The following is a 20,495-nucleotide window of genomic DNA, read 5'->3' on the forward strand; positions in this document are numbered from 1 at the left end:
AGATCAGTGAGCAACAGCAGAATCCCGGATATTACAGTCAGCCTCTTTTTCATTTCATTTACATTGATCCTCCTTACGCTTGGAGGCGGTGGTATATTTTACAGTGCAGGAAAACTGGGGAAAAACTTCCTGTTTGTATTTACCGGCAGCCGGACGGAAGGAAAGATTATCGCGTACAGCGGAAGCTACACTACCAACAATAAAGGAAATTCCACAAAAATGTATACTCCGGTAATCCAATATACTGATCATACGGGTACCGTCAGGGAAATTGAAACGGATTACAGCAGCAGCAGCCGGGAAAGTAATGATGAGGCAACCGTGTATTATGATCCCGTTAAACCGGCAAGAGCGGTAAGAGGCGGCTTTATGAGCCTTTTTTTCTGGCCTTTCCTGATACTTTGTTTTTCACTAATGGGATTATCCATCGCCCTTTATCTTGCAAAAGCCATGATAAAAGGGCTAAAGAAGCCCAAAGGATAATATGAGTTTTATAAAGGTTTTACAGCAAGACCGGTTTTCTATGTCTGGGAACATTCTTCCTTTCAGAAAAGATCAGTTTTAGATCTGTACAGCACGAGCAATTCTGAAATCACAGACGTTTAAAAAAATAAGGGATCCTGGAAAAAAACAGGATCGGGTTAAAAAGAATCAATCAATAACCTGTCATTCATTTGATTTTCTCAATTACCTTCTGAATAGTAAGCTCTTCCAGACAGGCCCAGTCGCCGCGGAAACATTCCCTGTCCCCGAAAACAGAACACGGCCTGCAGGTAAGATCCTTAACCTGCACGATATCATTCCCGCTTTGCCCGAAACCTAAAAACCCGGCATACGGATGGGTCTGCGCCCAGACAGAGACACACCTTGTCCCCACCAGGCTGGCCAGGTGCATATTTGCAGAATCCATGGAGATCATCAGTTCCAACTGGGCAATCTTATTAAGCTCTTCGGTCAGGCTCAGCTTACCTGCAAGGCTGAAGGTATTGGGAATTTCCTTTTCCCATCTTTGCAGGACTTCGGTTTCCTTTTCGCCGCCGCCGAAGAAATAAACCGTACTCTTCTGAGATAAAACCCTCACCAGCTCATAAGATTTTTCCAGCGGGAGCATTTTCCCTCGGTGCTGTGCGAAAGGTGCAAAACCAATACCGGACTTATGGGTTGCTGCCGGTCTTAACTGATGTGAAAGTTCTACCTTGAATCCCATTTCCCTGAAAACATCAGCATAGCGCTCTACCGTTCTTCTTAACTGCTTTTTGTTCAGGTTCCAGATATCAGTGAGCTGCTCCTTTTCTTCTTTTCCTTTATTGATTTTAAAAACCTTCAGTCCTCTGCGGCGGTAGATTTTATCTAAAATCTTTGTTCTGATCACATCATGGAGGTTGGCAATCAGATCAGGATGGAATTCGTTAATTAATTCATTGGCCAGTTTTCTCAGGCCGAAAAAACCTTTGTATTCATCCAGGCTGATTCCTTTGAATATAACGTTCGGAACTCCGTCAAACAGGCTCCCGAAATTTTTCCGGGAAACCATAACAATTTCCACTTCGGGATTCTGCTCCAGAAACTCCCGGAACACAGGCACGGTCATGGCAACATCGCCAAATGCAGAAAAACGGTATGCTAAGATTCTGGTCACAACTATGATTTCAACTGATAGGCTACTGCGTAAAATTTAATCTGTTTGGTCATCGCCATCAGTCCGTTGGCTCTGGAAGGGGAAAGAAATTCCTGCAATCCGATTTTAGAGATGAACTCAAAATCAGAATCCAAAATTTCCTGGGTGGAATGGCCGCTGTAGATGCTTACCAGCAGGGAAACAATCCCTTTCGGTAAAATACCGTCAGAATCCGCATCGAAAAACAGTTTCCCTTCTTTGAACTCTGCATCGATCCATACTTTGCTTTGGCAGCCTTTAATCAGGTTGTCATCACTTTTTCTGTCACCAGGAAGCCCCTTAAGCTCTTTTCCGAGATCAATAATATATTCATATTTCTGTTCCCAGTCTTCGAGAAACGCAAATTCGTCGATGATTTCCTGCTGTTTTTCTTTAATGGTCATTTTAATTGATTTCTTTAGGCAAAGATACTAAATTATGCTTTAGGCATGAAGCAATAGGATGCAGCCAGATATAATAATAAGGCCGCCCGCTCATCTCAGCGCTTTATATTCAGTGGGCCTGATGCGCTTTCGAAAACCTGCAGGAGTTTAATCTCCTCATTTTCCCAGCACAGGACATGGGCTGCTTTTTCAAGCTCAGACTGATAATTTTTCCTGCCTTTACTGATAACGGCCTTAACAGATTGTGCAATATGTTCAGGCCGGTGATCCATAATGATTTCGCCTATATCGAACTGCTGCTTGATATTTTGCATTTCAGGAAGGCCGGAAAGGATCAGCGGAACACGCGCCTGAATACAGTCCAACACTTTATTGGGTAAAGAATAATAATAGCTTTCTCCGCCGTTTTCCTCGATACTCATTCCGCAATCAGCCCTTAATGTTACTTTTCTTAAATCACATGGCAGCAGCTTCCCTAAAAACCGGACTTTATTCTGAAGGTTTTCATGGATCACCAGTTCTTCATATTCTTTTTTCTTCGGGCCGTCGCCTGCAATTTGAAAAATTATCCCCTCCAGATGATGCATAGCCAGAATAGCTTTGTCGATACCGCGGAACGGATTGATGACTCCCTGGTACAGGAGTATTTTCGGATGGTTTTCCGGAATATCCGGAATATTATTTATTTTCTTCGGCGCATTCTGGACAACAGCGGCATTAATCCCATACTTGTTTTTAAACCAGGCCGCGTAGCTTGCACTTGCCGTCATCATCAGTTTGATATCAGGAATGACAGATTTTTCAAGGTACCTCCACAATTTTTGTGACATTTTGCCCTGAACCGCCGGCATTTCTGAAAATATCTCATGGCTGTCAAACACAAGCGGTATATTTAATTTTTTAGCGATAAGATAGTTCGGAAGCAGCGCATCCAGGTCATTCGCATGGAGAATGGTATTTTTATCGGCTTTTTTCTTTAGCTGGCGGTACAGTTTCCAGTTGAATTCAAAATAAGCAGTTTTCAAGCTTTTGGAGATTAAACGGATCCTTGAAAAAGGATAAGGCCGGGACATGTCTTCTGCCCCGTTCCAGTCATTTCCGATAAGTTCAATTTCATACCCGTTTTCATACAAGGTATGGCAGACCTTTTCTATACGCTGATCCGTATATAAGTTGCTGAATGCAGAAGCAATGATTTTTTTTCGCGGCATTACTTATTCCGGTCTGATAAAAGATGATAAACCTGTATAAAACAAATCAGCGCATTCGGGATGATAACCGGCCACAGCAGCCCGCTGAAAATACCGTAAACCACAAAGCATATACAGCCGACCATATTGACGATTCTTATTTTTCTTATATCCTTCAGTATGAAACTCAGTACAATAAAAAGTGATGCGGAATATCCTATATAGGCAGCAGTTTCGGAATTCATGAGAAAAGTTTAGAAAGTCACAAACTTAATCATTTTCAGCAAGATAATAAAATTTTTTCTGCCATAAAGTCATTTATTGGTTTTTGGTAAAATATTTGTAATTTAGATAATGGATAAACGGCAATGTTGCCTTTATTCTAATGAGATACATTATGGATTATAAGTTTTCACAAGGTTTGAGCCAGGTGTTCAAACAAAGCAAAAGCGAAGCGAAGAGGCTGAATAGTGAATTTCTTAATACAGAACATCTACTTTTAGGTATTATAAAAACAGAAAACTCTGCAAAAGAAATCCTTCAGAACCTTAATGCGGATTTAACACAGATCAGAAGAAAAATTGAAACTCTAAATACATCAAGTCTTAATCCTATTTCTGAAGAAGTAACCAATATCTCTTTTACGAAGATGGCAGACCATGCCATTAAACGTGCGGAGCTGGAATGCAGGCAGTATAAAAGCAATGAAATCAATACGGTTCACCTGCTTTTAGGCATCCTGTATAAATATGAAGATCCTACTTCTAATGTACTGGGCGCTTATGATATTGATTATGAAGGCGTTTCAAAGGAATACCAGACGATGCTGAAAAATTCCGGACAGGCACCGCAAATGAGTGCCTATGATGACGATGATGAAAGAGAGGATTTTGAGCAGATGAGGAAGCCTACAGGAAATCTGGGCGGTTCCAAAAGCAAAACTCCTACCCTGGATAATTTCGGGAGAGACCTAACTTCTTTGGCACGAGACGGAAAATTGGATCCTGTAATCGGCCGTGAAAAAGAAATTGAAAGGGTTTCCCAGATTTTATCCCGCAGAAAGAAAAACAATCCGCTTCTTATCGGGGAGCCGGGCGTGGGTAAATCTGCAATTGCGGAAGGGCTGGCTTTAAGGATCCAGCAGAAAAAAGTATCACGGGTTCTTTATGGAAAGCGTGTGATCACATTGGACCTGGCAAGTTTGGTAGCCGGAACCAAGTACCGCGGCCAGTTTGAAGAAAGAATGAAGGCTATTATGACGGAACTGGAAAAAAACAGGGATGTCATCTTATTTATTGACGAGCTTCATACCATTGTGGGCGCAGGAAGTTCTACAGGAAGCTTAGATGCATCCAATATGTTCAAACCGGCTTTGGCAAGAGGAGAAATCCAATGCATCGGAGCTACCACGCTGGATGAATACCGCCAGTACATTGAGAAGGACGGCGCTCTGGAAAGAAGATTCCAGAAGGTGATGGTGGAACCTACCTCTATTGACGAAACCATTCAGATCCTGAATCAGATCAAGGATAAGTATGAAGAGCATCATAATGTGATTTATACTCCTGAAGCCATTCTGGCGTGTGTCAACCTTACGTCAAGATATATCACAGACCGTTTCCTTCCGGACAAGGCCATTGATGCCATGGACGAAGCCGGATCCCGAGTGTATATTAAAAACATGAAGGTTCCGACTGAAATTATTGATTTTGAAACCAAAATCGAGGAAATCAAAGAACTGAAACAGAAAGCAGTAAAAGCGCAGGACTATCTTGAAGCAAGAAAACTGAAAGATGAAGAAGAAAGGCTTCAGATGGAGCTGAATTCTGCCCAGGACAAATGGGATAAGGATGTAAAAGAGAAGAAAGAGACTGTAACGGAAGAAAACGTCGCCGAAGTGGTTTCGATGATGAGCGGTGTTCCTGTAACCAAAGTAGGTAAAAATGAGCTGGATAAGTTAGCCGGAATGGATAATCACCTGAACGGAAAAGTAATCGGTCAGGAAGATGCTGTGAAGAAGGTAGTAAAAGCCATCCAGAGAAACAGAGCCGGGTTAAAAGACCCGAATCGTCCGATCGGTACATTTATTTTCTTGGGGACAACCGGTGTCGGTAAGACCGAGCTGGCAAAAGTAATGGCAAGGGAGCTTTTTGAATCTGATGAATCACTGATCAGGATCGATATGAGTGAATACATGGAGAAATTTGCCGTTTCAAGATTGGTGGGTGCGCCTCCGGGATACGTTGGTTATGAAGAAGGCGGACAGCTGACAGAAGCGGTAAGAAGAAAACCTTATGCTGTGGTTCTTTTGGATGAGATTGAAAAGGCCCATCCTGATGTATTCAATATCTTACTGCAGATCCTGGATGAAGGCCACGTGACAGACAGTCTTGGAAGAAAAATCGACTTCAGGAATACCATTATTATCCTGACTTCAAACATCGGAACAAGGGATCTTAAAGATTTCGGGGACGGTGTAGGATTCGGGACGGCTGCCAAGAAAACAGGCACGGATTCCAGAGCGAGGAGCACGATTGAAAACGCACTTAAAAAAGCGTTCTCACCTGAGTTCTTAAACAGAATAGATGATATCGTGATCTTTAATTCTCTTGAAAAAGAAGATATCAAGAAAATCATCGACCTGGAACTTAACAAGCTGTACAGTAGACTTGAAAAGTTAAACTATAAAGTGGACCTTACCGATGAAGCAAGAGAATTTATTTCTGAAAAAGGATGGGACAAAGATTTCGGGGCAAGACCACTGAAAAGGGCAATCCAGAAATACATCGAAGACCTGTTGGCCGAAATGTTGGTGAACAAACAGCTAAACGAAGGTGAGACTGTAATTCTTGATGTCAATGAGGCAAAAGATGCTCTGACCGGAAAAACTTCAAAGCCGAAGAAATCTGCAGCTGAAAAGTCTTCTTAATTTTAAAGAACAACTCAATACAAATAGAAAGCACCGGAAATTTCCGGTGCTTTTTTATTAAGATCAGGTATAAACTGAATCTAAAATAAAGGATTTCAAAGCCCAACTACAAAACCGATATTCGGGACCAGTCCTGTAGAGAATATGCTTGAATTTTCCTTCCAGAGCACATTGTACATCAGACCGATCTGTATAAAAGAATTGCTGCCGATCCGCTGCATATAACCGCCGCCAAGATACAATGCATCTTCTTGGTTGTTCATTTTGTAATCGTAGAACTTATCCCTGTAATTGATAAAATAATGCTGGTAATTGGCACCCAGGTAAAACATATCGGCGATATAATAATTGATAAAAGGCCCGATACCGAGCATGGTAGAGCGGTAGAAATCTGAAGTCTGCCAGGAAATACTTCCTGTCACTCCGCCTTCAAGATCATCTGTGAGCCTGTACCCGACCCTCGGCGAAGCTGATAAATAAAAAGTACTCTGGCTTCCTAACCCCACACCAATCCCGCCGCCATAAGTCCAGCGGTTACGGTTTCCGGATAATGAATCTGCTTCCATCTGGGAAAATACAGACCCGGAAATAAGAAAAAATAAAGGAATTATCAGTCTTTTCATAGCATTGTTTTTATCGATGCTTAAAATTATGCTTTTTTTACGAATATTTTTAATTGTATTTTTGCGGCGTCAAACTAAGAACTCCCGTTAAGAGTTTCGTAAAATTGAAATACAATGAAAGTAGTAGTAGGATTATCCGGAGGTGTAGACTCCAGTGTTACAGCATATCTGCTGCAACAGCAGGGCCATGAAGTAGTGGCTTTATTTATGAGAAACTGGAACGACGCTTCGGTAACACTGGAAGATGAATGTCCGTGGATCGAGGATAGCAATGATGCGCTGATGGTCGCCCAGAAATTAGGGATCCCTTTTCAGGTGATCGATATGAGTGAGCTGTACAAGGAAAGAATTGTTGATTATATGTTCGATGAATACCAGAAAGGAAGAACCCCGAATCCTGATATTCTGTGCAACAGGGAAGTAAAATTTGACGTTTTTATGAAAACAGCGATGTCTCTGGGAGCGGATAAGGTAGCTACCGGACATTATGCAAGAGTAAATTCAACAGTTGATGAGAACGGAAAGGAAATTTTTCATTTGTTAGCCGGAAAAGACAACAACAAAGACCAGTCTTATTTTTTATGCCAGTTATCTCAGGATCAATTGTCTAAAGCATTGTTTCCGATCGGGGAACTGACGAAACCTGAAGTAAGGGAGATTGCCAGGGAAATCGGATTGGTAACCGCAGATAAAAAAGATTCCCAGGGATTGTGTTTTATCGGGAAAGTAAGCTTGCCTCAGTTTTTACAGCAGCAGCTGATCCCGAAAGAAGGTGAAATTGTGGAAATTTTCAAAGATTCGCCCTTATTTTCTCAGGCAGTCCCTGAATTTTCTTCAAAACAGGAAGAACTGAAATTTTTAAGCCGGAAAATCGATTATAAAAAACCCGACGGAAAAGTTATCGGAAAGCACCAGGGAGCTCAATTTTTTACCATCGGACAAAGCAAAGGGCTGGGAATCGGAGGACATAAGGAAAGCTGTTTTATTATCTCCAGAGACATGGAAAACAACATTATTTTTGTAGGTGAAGGCCACCAGTTCCCGGGGCTGCTGAAGAAAGCACTTAAAATCGATAATGCTGAACTCCATTGGGTACGTGGAGATTTAAGATTAAAAAACGGCGAATCCATGGAAGTAATGGCAAGGTTCAGATACAGGCAGTCTTTGCAGAAAGCAACGGTATACCAGTTTGAAGATGCCTTTTATGTAGAATTTGAAGAAGTGCAGTCTGCTATTGCGGAAGGACAGTTTGCGGCGTGGTATATTGATGACGAATTAATAGGAAGCGGAGTTATTTCGTAAATATAAATTGAAAGACCTTATTTAAAGGTCTTTTTTTATGTAGTTCATCCAGTAACTGCAACTATTTCCCGATAATCTCTTTTCTGTGCGCAATTCCCCAGTCTGTCAGGTTATTGATGATCGTCTTCAGAGTTGCTCCATGCTTCGTAAGTTCATAGTGTACTGTCACAGGGTGTATATCCAAAACCGTTCTTTTTATCAGTTTATTAATTTCCAGTTCTTTCAATTCTTTGCTCAGCATTTTATTGGAAATCCCGGCAACATCATTCAGAATATCAGAAAATCGCCTTTTATTATAATAGCAGATAGAGGTAATGATAGATATTTTCCACTTTCCGTTCAACACGTCCATAGAATCCTGAACGGCCATCATTTCCTTTCTGTGCCGTTCCTTTTCAAGAGGTTGACATGCCATAAGGTTACATTGTTACTTAGAGGTTACTGTTACTTTTTGTTACAAAGTTACCAAAATAAATTTCATTATACTAATTTTGCCTCTAAGTTTAAACCATAGAAACAATGAAAAAATTAGAAAATAAAGTAGCATTAGTTACGGGAGCTTCCAAAGGGATAGGTGCATCAATAGCAAAATATTTTGCAGCAGAAGGCGCGAAAGTTATCGTGAATTATGCTTCAAGTAAAACAGATGCGGAAAAAGTAGTAAAAGCCATTACGGACAATGGCGGAACAGCAGTTGCTGTACAGGCCGATGTTTCAATACAGACAGACGTAATAAAATTATTTGATGAGGCAAAAAACACCTTCGGAACACTGGATATTTTGGTAAATAATGCCGGAATCTATAATTACCAGCCTGTTGAAGAGGTAAGTGCAGAAACATTTAACCAGCAGTTCAGCATCAATGTATTAGGTTCTGTCTTTGCGATTCAGTCTGCTGTAAAACTGTTTGGCGAAAAGGGTGGAAATATTATCAATATCAGTTCTGGAGCAAGCAATACGCCGCTGCCTACGGGATCGGTTTATTCGGCAACAAAAGCCGCATTGGACACCATTACTATTGCTTTGTCCAAGGAATTTGCAGGCAGGAATATCCGTATCAATTCTATTTTGCCGGGTGTTGTGGAAACGGAAGGCTCACACAGCGCAGGCTTTATCGGCAGTGAGTTTGAAGCTAAATTGGTCGCCAATACACCGCTCGGGCGTACAGGCCAGCCGGAAGATATTGCCAAAGCAGCCGTTTTTCTTGCTTCCGATGATGCCGGATGGATCAACGGAGAGAAAATTTCCGTGTCCGGCGGAATTTACGGCCTATAGTTTTTACATAAGCCCGAAGCATTCTGTTTCGGGTTGTTTTAAAAATACAGGATGCCTTATTTCTTAACGTTCAGGTTCAGGTTTAAGATTATGATTACAATAGATTCTATTATTAAAATCATAATTAAAAACCCGACAGGTTTCCCCAGTACAATTCCTTTTATCAGTTTTACAATTCCCAAAGCAAAAATTGAAAACATAAAATAAAAAGTTGTTTTTGAAATCTTTTCTCTGAATAATTTTAAACTGAAAACCAAAATATAAAATCCTGATACCAATAGTAAATAGAACCTGAGGAAATGAGACCCTTTTAAAGAAATCGGATCAACAGTATGATGAACTGCTGTAAGCCAGATAAAACTTAGCAAGAAAGGAATTGTGTGAATGAAGATTTTTTTCATTATTTCTGAACTTTCAGTTAATCGCCTCCTCCTCCACAACCGCCGCATCCGCTGCCACAGCTGTTTCCGCATGAACTGCTGCAACCTGATGAGCTGCCATGACAACTTCCTCCGTCTCCCCCATTCCCGCAGCTGCTTCCTTCCCCATTGTTGTTCCGGTCTTTAGGGTTATTATTTCTGTTGAGGAAAGCACCGGCGATAAATAGTACGGGGATGATAATGAACAGTGCTGATATACTATATACAACATCTGAACAGGAACTCAGCATAAAAATCACTGACAGTAATAAAACAATTTTAGAGCTTTTTAACCCTGATCTTCTATATTTCATCTTTTCCTTTTTGTCTGCCCAGATGTCTTCCGGAGCTTTCTGCTGAAAAATTTCCTCGTAATTTTTTAATGTTTCAGAAAACCAGGCTTCATGTTTTGCTTTTTCATTGGAACCTCCAAGGGAAGGTTGATGATGCAATTTCTGCTGCAGGATATCCGGGCAGAATTCTTCCCAGTAACTCCGGGTATAGATCAGGTGCATATGCCAGACTTTATCAATTACCCGGCTTGGAGAGGCTCCGCCAGGTACAATACAGCAGAGATAAACAAACTTTTTATACTCTTCAACGGCTTTTCCGGTAAAGCTATCCGTCCAGTTTTCCTCCAGTGCCAATTTCTTTGAGAAAGTAATTTCTGCACCGGGAGCATCCAGTGAGAACCCGCTGATCCTGTTCCAAAGGTTTTTGTCCTGTATAACGATTTTTGTTTCCATTGTTTCAACTTTTAAGGTTTACTCAAATTTGCATGGAAATAAAAATATAAAAGTCTCACTATAGTCTTTTTTAGTTTTAAAAAAATCTTAAATTAGTCTTATAGAAATTGATATATTGATGAATAAAGAAGATATTCTGCATCTGGAAAAATTAATGAATTTTTTAAGCCGGAATTATTTAAAGAAAAACCATTGGGAACATGTTTCAAAAACCGAATGGTCTTATATTGTTTCAGAACTTAATGAACTGATCATCAGTGAAAATAAAGGGAAACACATTAAGAAGAAGCCTGATCTGCTGGGCCTGAACTACCTGTATGAACATCTTATTATCAATAAACTGAAGAAATACCAGCAGAACAACCAAATGGTCGTAAGCAAACCGAATCTGGCCAAATTAAGCCTGATTGTTAAGGTATTAGGATATTCAAATTATATCGAATTTATCAATTCCAATACGGAAGCGTTTAATTTTAATGATCTGAGAATTGATATGGCTTATGTGAAGCAGAACACAGAATTGCTTGACAGGCTGGTCGGCTGCTGGTATTCTTATAACAGGAACCTGCCTGAAAACCCGTTACAGGCGAAAGAAGACCGGATCTGGCGTTCGGCAACGGAAATCTACAAATCTGAAACTTCCGGTGAGTATTTCATTGAAAGAAGCGGCGGCGACCGCCACAAATATTTCGGTAAGGTAACTGCTTATTCAGATTATGTATTCATCATTATGAACAGCAATACATTCCTCCGCCAGCGCCATTTTATTTCAAGAATAAAAGACATCAAGGAAAAGCTGAAAAATCCGGAACATAAGCTCCATGAACTGCATTTTATAAGTACGTGTATAAGTTTTAACCATGAGCCGATTGCCCTTTTCGAAATTTTTCAGAAAGCAGACCGGAAAACATTTATTTCTGATTCTGTCAGCTACCCGATTGACAGCGAAGAAATCCCTGAATCCATTGTGAGGCAGCTTGAAGACACGGAGTCTAACCGTATCGATTACCGATAATTAATTTTTTATGTTCAGATCGGATGATGATGTGACGGAATCTGCAATCAGCCCACCAGCCAGTCTTTAAAATCCTTTACCCGGTCCCGGCTTACCGTAATGTCTTCCTGCGGCTGAAACTCCATCTCCACTTTATAATTGGGGGAAGTGTGGATATTCTTAATATACCCGGAATTGATGACAAACTGCCGGTTCACCCTGAAAAACTGTTTTTCATCCAGCACTTCTTCCAGCTCGTCCAGAGTAAAGTCTGACGGATAAGCCCTTTCCCGGGTCTGCAGGTAAACAATTTTATTTTCACTGAAAAAACAGCTTATTTCCTGCGTCTGGACTATTTTCAGGTTATATCCTATTTTAACCAGAATCCTGGAAAGCGTGTTTTTTTCTGTTTTAATCAGCTGCTTAATCTCCTGCGAGTTGACAGAATGATCTGAAGGGAGAAAGGATTTGAATTTTTCAACAGCCCCGGACAAGTCTTCATCCAGGATCGGTTTTAAAAGATAATCAATGCTGTTTAGTTTAAACGCTTTCAGCGTATATTGATCAAAAGCCGTGGTGTAGATGATAAAGCCTTTGGTAGGGACTTTTTCAAATATATCGAATGATAAGCCGTCCCCTAAAACAATATCAGAAAAAATAAGCTGCGGATGTTCATGTTCAGAAAACCACCGGACGCCTTCCTCTACAGATTCTATTTTGGCAACCACTTCTATTTCAGGAAATTCATTAAGCATTCTCTCTAGTTTCCTTGAAGCCGGTTTTTCATCTTCTATAATGACTGTTTTGATCATTGGGTTTCTTTTTCCGATTTAAAAATTCCGAATAAAATTACTTAAAATAAGGCAGACCTTAAAACCGGATTGGTTTTTTCGTTTTATTCATTTCTTTCTCGATGACTCCTCTTTCCCATTCAGCATCCAGGATAAACAGCTTTACCGCTTTTACCGTCAGGATAATACCCCAGATCAGAAGGATAACGGAGCCGTTCCACATAGAGAAATTAAAAATTCCTTTTTCAGCAATGTCATCAAAGAAAATGATAAAAGATACAATTCCGAACCATAAAAGGTTTTTATAGAATTTTTTTAAGTCGCTTACTCTTTGTTGTGCCTGATTGTAGTTCATTTTGATTTAATTTTTAAGGTTGACGGTACAGATTGAATTGTTTTATATTTTCGGTTCCTGTTTCATAAGTTCCCTGATTTTTTTCTCTTCCCAGCTCTTCCCGATGCCGAAAGTATTGATCCCATGCGCGGCAATACCTATTCCCCAGCCTAACATCGGCCAGAAAAACCAGAGGTATTCCTTGGAAGTTACAAGGTTCAGGACAACCAGAAACGGGATGACCAGGCAGTAAGAAGTAAGGTTGCCATAGAATCCTTTTAATTCTTTCACTCTTTTTGAGGCTCTTTCGTAAGCTGCGTTCTCTTGGTTGAATAATGTTTCCATATTTTTTATTTTAAGTTAAACTGTTTGTTTTTGTTGAGACAAATGTAGGTCAGGATAACACTTCAAATCAATTTTATCTTACTGAACGGCAGGAAATGACACCCGAACGGTAAAAATCCCGACTCAACGGAGAATCGGGATTTTAATAGCTGTACTGTTTGCAGGGTTTAGCTTAAAGATACAGGGTTTAGTAACCTGAGCTCAGGATGGGAAATGCTTAAACGAATGCATTCTATCACAAACGCGGACAAAAATATTTCCTGATATTCTAATAAATAAACGGAACCAGTTTCTTTGTTTGCCGCCTGTATTCCAGGTATTCTTCACCAAACTGCTCAATCAGGGCTTCTTCTTCAATCCTGATCCTGTAACTGAAAGCGATGAAAGGAGGGACAATTGCGAAAATGAATGAAATCCAATTATTTAAATACAATCCGAGCCCTAGGGAAGTCAATAGAGAAAACGCATAGGAAGGATGCCTCACGTACCGGTAGAACCCGTGTTTCATGATTTTATGATCCCGCTTTATCGTCACATCCACGGTAAAATACTTACCGAGCGACCTGATGATGATAAACCGGACTAGAATACCGGTCAGAATAAAAAACATTCCCAGATATAAAATCCGGACCTCATCGGAAATCGGAAATTCCGTATATTCAGAGGATATAACCGCACCTGCTATTGAAAAAGGGATGGCAATCCACAGGAAATTCAGTGTTGAACGATCCTTATCTTTCCGGTCCCCTGCTCCGGATTTCAGCATATTTTTGTAAAGGAATTCGCTCAGAAACCAGGCAGCCATGGAGGCCGTAAATATGATCTGTAATGTATTCATTATACTATATTTATCAGAATGATCCTGTAGTTTTATCGCCTTACGGCCGCTTTTCTTTTTCCATCAGTTCTCTGATCTTCTTTTCTTCCCAGTTATTCCCGAAGATAAACCCGGGAATGAATACGCGCAGCGCGTAAACAGCAAGCCCGATTCCCCAGAATACCGGAAGGCTGAAATATTTAAACTGCCAGATACTTTCATGAGGCTTTAACGATTTGTAATTCACTGATAAAATGAAAATATTTACGGCCACGTAAACAAAGGCAAAAACATAGAAATTCTTAATTTTTTTAACCCTTCTTTCTGCTTCTTTATACCTGAAGTCATCCTGGTCTATATTTTTCATGTGCTGATTTTTTAGTTTTTATTCTGTTTTTCGAGTATTTCCCTGATCTTTTTTTCTTCCCATTTTTTACCGATGGCGAAAACATTCATCCCGTGTGCCGCAATCCCGATCCCCCATCCCAGCATAGGAAAATAAAACCAGATATCGTCCGGGGTGGTGGTTAAATTGACAATGATTAAGACAGGGATCACGATACAGTATGAAATAAGGTTCCCGTAAAACCCTTTGATTTCCTTCACCCGTTTCTGGGCTCTTTCGTAGGCTTTATCTTTATCCTCGGATTTAATATTGATTTCATTGGGCTTAGACATAAGCACCGGAAGCTTTACTTTAAAATAATCCCCGGATTTTTCAATGAACACGTTCCGCTTCGTGAGCAGGGCATATCTTTGTACGATATTCGATAATCCGATTCCTGAGCTTTCCCTGATCTGTTCCCTCACCTGCAGGTTGTTTTCAATGCAGAGCGTGTCATTTTCTGAAAATATTTTAATAATCAGCGGTTTTGCAGAGGTGGCAAAATTATGTTTGATGCAGTTTTCCAGAAGCAGCTGCAGAGACAGCGGGACCACAAATCTCCGGTAATCTTCTTTCCGGACGCTGAATTCAAAATCCACGCTGTCTTCAAACCTTGTTTTCAGTAAATCACAGTAGGTTTTTGCAAATTCCAGCTCATCTTCAACCGTTACTAGCTCTTTGTCTTTCTGCTCCAGGACATACCGGTAAATCTTAGACATGGAAGCGGTGAATTTCTGGGCCTGCCGCGGGTTCTCATCAATCAATGAGCTTAATACATTCAAGGAATTGAACAGGAAATGAGGATCCAGCTGGTTTTTTAAGCTTTCAAACTGGGCGTTTGCCGATTTTGCAATCAGTTTCTGCTCTACCACCTCTTTTCTGGAGGTCTTTTTCAGTTCTTCCATAAAGCCCCGGGCATGGAGAAAAGCGGAGATCAGGAGTGCCACATTAATGGTGAACCAGTTGATGAAATTGTACTTCCCCGAGAAATATTCTGCTGTGGTCGCTGTTTTCTGAAAAATAACAAAATTCACATAATTACAGAAGTACACCAGGACCGTATTGGCAATCAGGATGGAAACAATACTGATGGCAGCCCTTTTGGTCGTGGCTTCGGACCAGGGGAACTTTTTATTCAGAAAATCATTGATCAGCCCGTTTCCCATTCCTAATAAGAATGAGTACATCAGGCAGACGGCAACGGTAAGCACGAAGTTTTCCAGGCTTTTTTCATCGGTAAAGCCAAAGAAAAAAAGCATGGAGGTACCCAGTGATATCCAGCATAAAGTAATAAGGTTCTTACGTTTCATGATTGATTTTCCTGATTCAAAATTAACGGATATTACAGGTGCAGCCAACTATTTTTTGCTGAGCTGTTATTTTCCGGCACTGAACGGCATAAAAAAACCTTCCGCATCCGGAAGGTCAGAGTAAATATTCTACTGTTATTTCTTAGCTCCGTTAATGAAATATTCAGCTTCTGCCTTGCCCCAGTTCGGTTCCAATGCAGATTTCGGAGTATAGGAATTAAATTTTGCTAATGCCTCCTTAAACTGTTCCATTCCTTTGGCCTTGCTGCCTCCGTACTGCTCAGGCGTGAAGTACGTATCTTCTGCCTTAATCAAAGCAATCCTAGGGTTACTCGGATCCAGCTTTTCAGCTTTTTTAAGCTCTTCGGTTGCTTTTGCCCCGTCTGTCATGAATCTCTGCTGAGGGTTGACCATCATTTTCATGGAATACATCATTTTGCTTAACAGATGGATTTCCGCATTATCCGTAGGCGCTACGTGAGAGGCAGCTTCTATATATTTTCCGGCTACGCCTGCTATAAAATCAAGGTCCTGGGTTTTCCCCTGCTGCATCAGCATCCTTCCTTTCTGGATGTTGGCTAAAGCCGCGTAATAAAAAGGCAGCCAGTTGTTTTCATCTTTCCCTGCAATCCTGTGGAAATTGTTGGATAATGCCGTGAATTCTTCAGGGGTCTTTGAGGTTTCAATTTTAGCAATGTTTTCTTTCATTGCTTTTTCATAATCAGACTGAGCGAAAGCGGTTAAACTTACAAAAGCTAAAGCAAAGCTTAATAGATATTTCTTCATTTTTTTTATTTTTAAAGGTTATATTTTATATAGTATTCAAAGATATGTATTAATTTATATACTTAAATGAACATACCTTCCGTTTATGTGTCTTTTTACAGATTATTGTTAATGGCATCCTCGGTTTTATCTACTCCGAAGCTGATAAAAGCCCCTACGAAGACAAAGGTATTTACAGGCGGGACAACCGCTGATCTTTTTGCCCCGCCATCTGAATTTGAAAAGTTATAGCCGTATACATTTTTCGATCCTAAGATATTGGAAACACTCAGAACCAGTATGGTAAATGCCTTTGCATCTTTTTTACCCAGGTTCGGGAGGTAGTTCAGGCTGAAGTTCAGGGCATTAAAACTCTTCAGGCGGCCTTCATGCCTGATATAATATTCAGGTTCACCGGTAACGTTTTCAGAAGCAATATCGTAATATGGGCGTCCTTTTGCATATGTATAAGAAAGATTAAAACCCGTTTTCCAGTTTGTCACAAATTTTTTTGCTACAGCAGACAAGGTATGTTCTGAAGCGAAACCGGGTTTCAGGCTGAAGGGATAATTCATAAAATCCCTTTTGGAATCCAGGAAAGAATAGCTGACCCAGTAATCTATATTCTTGAATGTTTTCTTATCCCTCCAGAACAGCTCAAGCCCTTTGGCATAGCCATATCCGTTGTTATTGTCAGCGGTCTGGACATATTGATTCTGGCTGTCAACATACGGAAGGTTTTTAACTTTCAACAGGTCATCATATTTTTTATAAAAAGCCTCAAACCTCAGGCTCCTTCCGTCTGCAGCCCGCTGAACCTGGAAAATATAATGCTGTGATTCCTGAAAATCCAGGTTTGCAGGCCCGTTGATGTATTTGCTTTCCGGATTCTGGTAAAAAAGCCCGTACGCGAAAGAAGCCGTCCAGTCTTTAGCCAGGCGGTAAGCTAAGGCCAGACGGGGAGCAATATTGCTTTTTTCCAGGTAAGAGGAATACTCTGCCCTTGCCCCGATCTTTGCTGAAAACCGGTTGCTGAAACCAAGATCTGTTTCCATAAAGGCGGAAGAAATCAAATCTTTGTATTTTCTCTGTGCGAAATCTCCGAAACCTGTTTTTTCACCGGTACTGTTCAGCTCAAACCCTGCCCTCAGTGCACTGATTTTATTGATTTTTCTTTCCAGAATCGCTTTAACGTTGATATAATTTCCATCTGTCAGAAGATTTGTATTTCCTGTTTCTACATTGTTTTTTTCAGTCGAAAAATTCAGGTCTGAACGGTTGAAAGAATATGAAGCTCCCGTATTCAACAGGTATTTTCCGAATTTTTGTTTGTATGAAAGGTTATGGTACGTATTTTTTCCCTTTAAATTAACCCCCGAAAAATCATATTCAGGTTCCAGGCTTTCCGTTTTTACCCCCAGACTGTTGGCATTGTACATCCCGTAGTATTTAAAAAACCCTCCTGATTTTGTTTTGATTCTGAAATTAAAATCACTGTTGAGCCCTTCAGGCGCATCTGTGAAATTTGTATTAAAATTAAGAGCTTCCTGCATCAGTTTAAGGTTGGAGTATCCTAAGGTTGCCCCGTAAGAATAATTGCCGTTATCACTGAGTTTCTGGAATCCTGCATTCAGGAAGATCGGGGAAATGCCGAAATCATAGGAACTCTGGTCTGGCAGATCTACGCTTTCCAGCATCAGAGCACCGGATAAGGCCTGTCCGTATAAAGCAGAATACCCTCCGCTTGAAAAAATATTCCCTTTGAAAAGCGACGTATTGAAGCGGTCCCGGCCTGCAATTCCCGGTACTGAGTTGGAAAAGTAATTATTGATCAGGCTTCCGTCCATAAAAATTTTAGATTCGGTGCCCGTTCCGCCCCTGATGAACAGGCCTTCCGTTTCGCCTATTTTCTGTACCCCGGGAAGATAGGTAAGCGCTGAGGAAATCTGCCCGTTTGCTCCGGCTGTGGTATAAATATCAATCGGGGTCAGGAGTGCTGTTGCCCTTTTTTTGTCACTCGCTTCGATAGAACCTGCGGAAACCACCACGGCATCAATTTCACTGATCTGTTCTTTCAGTTCTGCGATAACGGAAACATCCGGGCTTTCAAGGATAACGGCCTTTTCGACATCATCGTATTTCGGATGGGTGAAGGTGAGAATTTTATTTCCTTTTTCTGAAGTTTCAAAAGAGAAATTCCCGTCTGCATCGGTTGTTGCTCCGTCATAGGTATCTTTTAAGGTAACATTAACTTCTCCCACGCCCTTGTTTTTATAGGTTACTTTACCTGAAATCTTTACCTGGGCAAAGCTTACAGTAAGGGATAAGAAAGAAATTAAAAATAGTATTCTTGTGTTCATAGTGATGATTTCGATTCAAAAGTATAACGAAATTCTGCTGCTGCTCAATTTTTGTTACTGAGCGGTAGAATTTGGAATCTGAACCGTTGGTTTTGTTTTTTTTGGTGCACGAATAGAAGTCTTTTTAAGAATCTGCTGCCTGATTTTCTTATTTTGGATTTTATTTTAATACAGATATGTAATGACCCCGGTAAAAAATTCGAAAATCTTTGCTCCTCCTCCATCAGAAGAGAATTTTATGGCAGGTTCTTAACTAATCAATGGGGATACAGAAATCCACCATCATTTTTCCTTCCGGATGTTCCCTGAAATTGGTGTGGTAGACCTCAAAAGGGAAGGCTTTGCGCATAGAATAACTGTTTTCATTCATCCATAAAAAGAGTGAAACCCAGCATTGTTCAAAATCGGCCAGGGTGACTTCGCCGCTTCCGACGATAAATTTCCCGGCTTCTGCAGTTTCAGGAAAAACTTCGCCATCCTGCCGCTGCAAAGGCTCATCCAGAAGCATACATGCGTGGATCCTTACTTTATCCGGCGGCGTTACTTTGAAGCTGTCATGGTATACGGAAAGCATTTTTACGTTTTCGCGCGGAAATAGTTTCCTTGCTTTTGCCCAACTGATCAGGATGTTAAAAGATGGTTCTACCCGGGCAATCCCAAGGCTCATTACCGCTGCCAGGTTCATTTCCGGAAGATCTGTTACTTTAATTTTTAAATTCATTTCAGCCCATTTTAAAAGGTTTTCTATTTGGCAAATGTACTGGCTGAAAATGGCATTGGTTTGTCCGTTCATGCTGTGTTCCGCAGAAATCCTGTGAAAGCTTTCAGGTGCTGATTTTCTGAAAGCGGAAGGAGATAATCCGTAATGCTTCTTAAAAGCTTTGTTAAAGGAGGAATGGCTGGAAAACCCGAACTGAAGATAAATATCCTTTACCTGCACATTCTTCCGTGAAGCAAGATAGAATGCACATCTTTCAATTCTTCTCCGCATGATATAGCCCTGTACGGTTTCTCCTGTAATCAGCCTAAAAATCCTGTGGAAATGAAACGGTGAATAGGCAGCAGCCTCTGAAACGGTTTCCAGTGTAAGCTCCGTATCCGGATGATCATCAATATACCGGATGGCATTAACAATTCTTTTTTTATATTTTTCCATTTTACTTCAGTTTATTTCCTGCAAAAGTACCAGGATCGGATGAGAACAACTTGTCTTTTATTGCTGATTGTTTAAAAAACAAAACAATTGTAAATGGTTTGGAAAATCTTTTCTAAATTTAACATGTAATCAAACACTTAAATCATTCAAAAATGAAAAGCAAAACATTAGTAGTATTAGGTGCGTCTGCCCTGTTTGCTGTTTCCTGCGGCACTACCTATACCTACCAGGTCATGTCTAAAAGCAATACGCAGACCGGCGGAACGGCGAGGTTTACCCAAAAAGGAAATGAAGTGGTCATGAAACTGGATGTAACCAACCTGACCCCGGGAATCCACGCGGTACACATTCATGAAAAAGGCGACTGTTCGGCGGCAGACGGAACCTCAACGGGCGGACACTGGAATCCTTCTAAAAACGACCACGGAAAATGGGGCGCTGAACATTTCCATATGGGAGACATCGGTAACCTGACGGCTGACCAGAGCGGCAATGCCATGCTGACATTCACAACTGATAAATGGTGCCTGGGGTGTACTGATGAATCTAAGAATATCATCGGGAAAGGCCTGATCATCCATGCCGCAGCAGATGATTTCCATACCCAGCCTACAGGAAATGCCGGAGGGAGAGTGGGCTGTATAGAAATAAAATAAGCACTACCCTACTGCCTTTATAAAAAAGAACCGCTAA

The 20,495-nt window shown here is 40.8% G+C and carries 23 protein-coding genes; 6 read left to right on the forward strand and 17 right to left on the reverse strand.

Features of this window, described 5'->3' with window-relative positions; translation table 11 throughout:
* Window positions 1–6 precede the first annotated feature (6 nt).
* Entirely contained in the window at window positions 7–483 is a 477-nt protein-coding gene (locus SD427_RS18490; RefSeq protein ID WP_320559253.1) for a DUF3592 domain-containing protein, read from the forward strand.
* Between the two features lie 187 nt (window positions 484–670).
* On the opposite strand, the gene SD427_RS18495 is transcribed toward SD427_RS18490, so the two are convergent.
* The 4 genes from SD427_RS18495 to SD427_RS18510 form a co-directional block, all read right to left on the reverse strand.
* Window positions 671–1,639, reverse strand: a complete 969-nt coding sequence (locus tag SD427_RS18495; RefSeq protein WP_320559254.1) for a glycosyltransferase family 9 protein — start codon at window positions 1,637–1,639, stop codon at window positions 671–673.
* Between the two features lie 2 nt (window positions 1,640–1,641).
* A complete protein-coding gene (locus tag SD427_RS18500) occupies window positions 1,642–2,061 on the reverse strand; it encodes a SufE family protein (protein WP_320559255.1) in 420 nt (139 codons plus the stop codon).
* Between the two features lie 95 nt (window positions 2,062–2,156).
* Window positions 2,157–3,272, reverse strand: a complete 1,116-nt coding sequence (locus tag SD427_RS18505; protein ID WP_320559256.1) for a glycosyltransferase — start codon at window positions 3,270–3,272, stop codon at window positions 2,157–2,159.
* A complete protein-coding gene (locus SD427_RS18510; RefSeq protein WP_320559257.1) occupies window positions 3,272–3,496 on the reverse strand; it encodes a uroporphyrinogen decarboxylase in 225 nt (74 codons plus the stop codon). Before SD427_RS18510 ends, SD427_RS18505 begins: the two co-directional genes overlap by 1 nt.
* Window positions 3,497–3,648: 152 nt before the next feature.
* On the opposite strand from SD427_RS18510, the gene SD427_RS18515 reads away from it, so the two are divergent.
* Window positions 3,649–6,180, forward strand: a complete 2,532-nt coding sequence (locus SD427_RS18515) for an ATP-dependent Clp protease ATP-binding subunit (RefSeq protein ID WP_320559258.1) — start codon at window positions 3,649–3,651, stop codon at window positions 6,178–6,180.
* A gap of 95 nt (window positions 6,181–6,275) precedes the next feature.
* On the opposite strand, the gene SD427_RS18520 is transcribed toward SD427_RS18515, so the two are convergent.
* Window positions 6,276–6,803 carry a hypothetical protein gene (locus SD427_RS18520; RefSeq protein WP_320559259.1) on the reverse strand — a complete coding sequence of 176 codons (528 nt, stop codon included), beginning with the start codon at window positions 6,801–6,803 and terminating at the stop codon, window positions 6,276–6,278.
* Window positions 6,804–6,917: 114 nt separating this feature from the next.
* On the opposite strand from SD427_RS18520, the gene mnmA reads away from it, so the two are divergent.
* Entirely contained in the window at window positions 6,918–8,105 is a 1,188-nt protein-coding gene (mnmA, locus tag SD427_RS18525) for a tRNA 2-thiouridine(34) synthase MnmA (protein WP_320559260.1), read from the forward strand.
* A gap of 61 nt (window positions 8,106–8,166) precedes the next feature.
* On the opposite strand, the gene SD427_RS18530 is transcribed toward mnmA, so the two are convergent.
* On the reverse strand, window positions 8,167–8,520 hold the full coding sequence (locus tag SD427_RS18530; RefSeq protein ID WP_320559261.1) for a helix-turn-helix domain-containing protein: 354 nt from the start codon (window positions 8,518–8,520) through the stop codon (window positions 8,167–8,169).
* 104 nt (window positions 8,521–8,624) lie between these two features.
* Here SD427_RS18530 and SD427_RS18535 point away from each other — a divergent pair, with 104 nt between their 5' ends.
* Window positions 8,625–9,380: a glucose 1-dehydrogenase gene (locus SD427_RS18535; RefSeq protein ID WP_320559262.1), complete on the forward strand. Its 756-nt coding sequence runs from the start codon at window positions 8,625–8,627 to the stop codon at window positions 9,378–9,380.
* A gap of 56 nt (window positions 9,381–9,436) precedes the next feature.
* On the opposite strand, the gene SD427_RS18540 is transcribed toward SD427_RS18535, so the two are convergent.
* Window positions 9,437–9,580 (reverse strand): hypothetical protein, encoded by a 144-nt coding sequence (locus tag SD427_RS18540; RefSeq protein WP_320559263.1) that lies wholly within the window; start codon window positions 9,578–9,580, stop codon window positions 9,437–9,439.
* A gap of 218 nt (window positions 9,581–9,798) precedes the next feature.
* A complete protein-coding gene (locus tag SD427_RS18545) occupies window positions 9,799–10,545 on the reverse strand; it encodes a hypothetical protein (protein WP_320559264.1) in 747 nt (248 codons plus the stop codon).
* Between the two features lie 118 nt (window positions 10,546–10,663).
* Here SD427_RS18545 and SD427_RS18550 point away from each other — a divergent pair, with 118 nt between their 5' ends.
* Window positions 10,664–11,560 carry a hypothetical protein gene (locus tag SD427_RS18550; RefSeq protein ID WP_320559265.1) on the forward strand — a complete coding sequence of 299 codons (897 nt, stop codon included), beginning with the start codon at window positions 10,664–10,666 and terminating at the stop codon, window positions 11,558–11,560.
* Between the two features lie 47 nt (window positions 11,561–11,607).
* Here the strand turns inward: SD427_RS18550 and SD427_RS18555 are convergent, their stop codons facing one another.
* The 9 genes from SD427_RS18555 to SD427_RS18595 form a co-directional block, all read right to left on the reverse strand.
* On the reverse strand, window positions 11,608–12,351 hold the full coding sequence (locus SD427_RS18555; RefSeq protein ID WP_320559266.1) for a LytTR family DNA-binding domain-containing protein: 744 nt from the start codon (window positions 12,349–12,351) through the stop codon (window positions 11,608–11,610).
* Between the two features lie 58 nt (window positions 12,352–12,409).
* Window positions 12,410–12,685 (reverse strand): 2TM domain-containing protein, encoded by a 276-nt coding sequence (locus tag SD427_RS18560; protein ID WP_320559267.1) that lies wholly within the window; start codon window positions 12,683–12,685, stop codon window positions 12,410–12,412.
* A 42-nt stretch (window positions 12,686–12,727) separates the two neighbouring features.
* A complete protein-coding gene (locus tag SD427_RS18565; protein ID WP_320559268.1) occupies window positions 12,728–13,009 on the reverse strand; it encodes a 2TM domain-containing protein in 282 nt (93 codons plus the stop codon).
* A gap of 268 nt (window positions 13,010–13,277) precedes the next feature.
* Window positions 13,278–13,847 carry an isoprenylcysteine carboxylmethyltransferase family protein gene (locus SD427_RS18570; protein WP_320559269.1) on the reverse strand — a complete coding sequence of 190 codons (570 nt, stop codon included), beginning with the start codon at window positions 13,845–13,847 and terminating at the stop codon, window positions 13,278–13,280.
* A 40-nt stretch (window positions 13,848–13,887) separates the two neighbouring features.
* On the reverse strand, window positions 13,888–14,193 hold the full coding sequence (locus SD427_RS18575; RefSeq protein WP_320559270.1) for a 2TM domain-containing protein: 306 nt from the start codon (window positions 14,191–14,193) through the stop codon (window positions 13,888–13,890).
* 11 nt (window positions 14,194–14,204) lie between these two features.
* Entirely contained in the window at window positions 14,205–15,521 is a 1,317-nt protein-coding gene (locus tag SD427_RS18580; protein ID WP_320559271.1) for a 2TM domain-containing protein, read from the reverse strand.
* Window positions 15,522–15,656: 135 nt separating this feature from the next.
* A complete protein-coding gene (locus SD427_RS18585; RefSeq protein ID WP_320559272.1) occupies window positions 15,657–16,307 on the reverse strand; it encodes a hypothetical protein in 651 nt (216 codons plus the stop codon).
* A 95-nt stretch (window positions 16,308–16,402) separates the two neighbouring features.
* Window positions 16,403–18,646, reverse strand: a complete 2,244-nt coding sequence (locus tag SD427_RS18590) for a TonB-dependent receptor (RefSeq protein WP_320559273.1) — start codon at window positions 18,644–18,646, stop codon at window positions 16,403–16,405.
* Window positions 18,647–18,899: 253 nt separating this feature from the next.
* The gene (locus SD427_RS18595; protein WP_320559274.1) at window positions 18,900–19,802 is read right to left on the reverse strand and encodes an AraC family transcriptional regulator; all 903 of its coding nucleotides are present in this window, start codon (window positions 19,800–19,802) and stop codon (window positions 18,900–18,902) included.
* A 152-nt stretch (window positions 19,803–19,954) separates the two neighbouring features.
* Between SD427_RS18595 and SD427_RS18600 the strand changes: the two genes are divergently transcribed.
* A complete protein-coding gene (locus SD427_RS18600) occupies window positions 19,955–20,458 on the forward strand; it encodes a superoxide dismutase family protein (protein WP_320559275.1) in 504 nt (167 codons plus the stop codon).
* Window positions 20,459–20,495 lie beyond the last annotated feature (37 nt).

Source organism: Chryseobacterium sp. JJR-5R (genome assembly GCF_034047335.1).
Lineage (GTDB): Bacteria > Bacteroidota > Bacteroidia > Flavobacteriales > Weeksellaceae > Chryseobacterium.